Below are 3,177 nucleotides of genomic sequence, written 5' to 3' on the forward strand. Positions count from 1 at the left end.
CGAGCTGATTAATGACCAAACAAAAATTCAGGAGAAACAACCATTGTTTCCTACAGATAAGTTAAAAATTAATATTGGTTCCGGACGACGAGATTGGTCAGAGTGGACCTGCTTTGATGAAATAAATAGTCCGGGTGTCACAAACCTGGTTTTAAACGAAACTGTCAAACTGCCTATTGAGAATCAGTCTGTAGGCCTTGCTTATTCATCACACGCTTTTGAGCACCTTCCCGACAATACTATTTTTAGAATTATGTGGGAACTTCGTAGAGTTTTATGCGTGGGAGGGGTATTTCTATTAAAGATTCCAGACTTTGATTGGTTCGTTGGTGAATACCTAAAAGGAAGCGACGAGTGTATGGTTAATAAAGGAGTCGAATCTATAACTTACACTTGGGAACGTAAAGGTTTGCTTGATAACTTACAAAACCGCGTATCGATGATGTTTTGTGGCTATTGGAATAGTCAGTACGGCGACCATTTTAGTGGCAATATAGATCGAAATAATAAAGCAGCATACCATGGCCCAGCAGTTATGAATGAGGCCTTTATTGATCAGCTTTTTAGGGAGTGTTCACCAAACCAAATTGCTCGAACAATGTGTAAGGTAGCATTGTCAGATCCAGATTTTTATCGGTTTAACCATCAAAACGCATGGTCAAAAGAAGAAGTGGTAAATATGTTTACGGAGTTTGGGTTTAGCTTAGTATCCACAGATAGAGATGAAATAAAGAAGGATTTTGGTGCACATATTCCTGACTTTGGAGAGATGGAAGACTGGAGCGCATATTACTTGTTCAAGCAAATAGAGGCGTAACCTGTCGGTCGTTAGTGAGTGCAATTTAGTGGGTGTTTTTTTGAGTGACATTGATAATGGAGCATTAGGTGGCGGAAACTGGTTTAAATAAAAAACTCATCATTTATGGCAATGGTCATATGGCTAAAATGATTTTTCAGTTTGTTAAGACCGAATTCGAAGTTGTTGCTTTTACTGTTGACAGGCAGTGTATTGCGGAACCTAATCTATGTGGTCTGCCATTGGTTCCTTTCGATGAGATTGAGCAGAGTTTCTCAACTAAAGATTGTTTTATGTTGATCGCGGTTGGTTATGTTCAAATGAATCAAATTCGAGAAAATAAGTACTTAGAAGCCAAAGATAAAGGTTACAAATTTATCAACTACATTCACCCCTCAGTTGTCATCCATGATGAAATAAGTATAGGAGTGAATAATATTATTCTTGACCATGCTTCGGTACATCCATACTGCGTGATAGGGAATGGCAATTTTATTAGTAGTAATAGCAATATTGGGCATGGTTGTAGCTTGGGTGACAATAACTGGATGAATGCCGGTGTTTCGATTGGCGGTGAAACGAAAGTCGAAGACAAGGTGTTCTTTGGCATTAACTCTGCAGTGGGGCACGGCATAGTGATCAAGGCTGAGTCTTTTATTGGAGGGCATGCTTTGATTAGTCGAGATACTGATATTGGTGGCGTTTACCTTGCAGCAAGTGCGGATAAACATCGCTTAGGTAGTCAAGCATTTCTTAAGTTCTCCAGCGCAATGTCAGCCAACTAATAAAAATGAAATAAGTACATGTCAATAATCCAGAGATTCTACAAGCACGTTTCACAGACGCCGGAAAAGATTGCTGTTATATGTGATGAGCAAACGCTTTCGTATCGTGAATTATCAGATCAAGTTGCTCTGCTATCTGAGGGCTTATCTGACCTAGGGTGTAAGCGTGGTGATCATGTGGCTGTTCTATTACCAAACGGAGTTGAGTTTGCTGTCGTCATGTTAGCGGCGGCTAACATGGGTATTGTACTGGTTCCCAATAATATGACCTTGGGCACGGAAGCTTTGCAGCGCTCAATGCAGGCGGCTGATGTTAAACACGCTATTATTTGGCATGCACTAATACCTGATCTAAAGGGTTTGTTTGAGCAAATATTGAGTGAAGACGCACTTCTAGTATCGGTAGGTGGTGAAAGTCCAGGAACACATGCTTATGCATCTTTAATAAAAACATCGATAGAAAAAAATCCGTTGCAATCACGCAGATCAACTGAAGAGCAGCCCTATATATTGACAATGACCTCAGGGTCTACAGGTGACCCAAAACCGATAGTTCTATCGCAAGAGACAAAGCTGCTTAGGGCTCAAGCAGCTATAGGTTTATATAATATAACATCTGAAGACCTTACTTTGATCGCAACGCCTATGTATCACTCCTTAGCAGAAAGGCTTGTTGTTATCTCACTTATATCTGGTGGAACTTGCGTAGTACTTGGCACTTACACTGCTAAAAAATGGATTGATGCGGTAATCGATCACAAGGTGAGTTTCGCTATTCCCGTATCTTCTCAGCTTAAACAAATCCTAATTGAACTAAAAAATAAGCCTAGTCCATTAGAGACTTTACGTTGTATAGTCTCTTCCTCTGAAAGGCTACCAGACGCCGTTCGAGAGGAAATGAAGCAAGTGATTCGCTGTGACGTTCATGAGTGCTATGGTGCCTCTGAAGTTGCTATTGTGACAGATCTTGACTGCCAGAGTAGTGAAAACGGTTCTGTAGGAAAAGTAATCCCTGGAGTTGAGATAGCAATCCTTGATGATAATCGTGTACCGGTGGGGGTGAATCAGGCTGGTGAAATAGCGTGTAAAACGCCAATGCTTTTCTCAGGGTATTATAAAAATCCAGAAACTACTGCTGCAGCAATGTGGAATGATTTCTTTTGCACAGGTGATATAGGTTGTATAGATGAAGAAGGCTATTTGTACTTCTTAGGGCGGAAAAAAGATGTCATTATTTCCGGGGGCATTAACATATATCCAAAAGACATAGAGGATGTGCTGAACTCGCATGAAAGTGTCGTCGAAAGTGCGGTGATACCCTTGTTAGATGATGCTCTGGGTGAAAAACTCACCGCAGTGGTCGTTGTCAATTCAAATACTCCATTCAATATACGTCTGCTCCAAAGGCTCTGTGCGAAAGCTTTAGCGGACTACCAACAGCCACGAGCTTACCTTGTGGTTGAATCGCTACCTAAGAACCCGATGGGGAAAATCATGAAACAAAATCTAATTCAGCAAATAACTGATAGCTCGGCGTTCGCATAGATGGGCGTTTTATCGAAGAAGCAGTGTTTTTCGCTAGGATTTATTGGCGGC

The 3,177-nt window shown here is 41.0% G+C and carries 3 protein-coding genes; all 3 read left to right on the forward strand.

Annotated elements, in window-relative coordinates; genetic code table 11:
• On the forward strand, positions 1 to 817 hold an 817-nt coding region (locus tag A3757_RS26730), incomplete at its 5' end, for a methyltransferase domain-containing protein (protein WP_197470013.1).
• Between the two features lie 68 nt (positions 818 to 885).
• A complete protein-coding gene (locus A3757_RS11580; protein WP_068739666.1) occupies positions 886 to 1,581 on the forward strand; it encodes an acetyltransferase in 696 nt (231 codons plus the stop codon).
• 18 nt (positions 1,582 to 1,599) lie between these two features.
• Positions 1,600 to 3,126 carry a class I adenylate-forming enzyme family protein gene (locus tag A3757_RS11585; RefSeq protein WP_068739668.1) on the forward strand — a complete coding sequence of 509 codons (1,527 nt, stop codon included), beginning with the start codon at positions 1,600 to 1,602 and terminating at the stop codon, positions 3,124 to 3,126.
• Positions 3,127 to 3,177 lie beyond the last annotated feature (51 nt).

Source organism: Oleiphilus sp. HI0117, assembly GCF_001635235.1.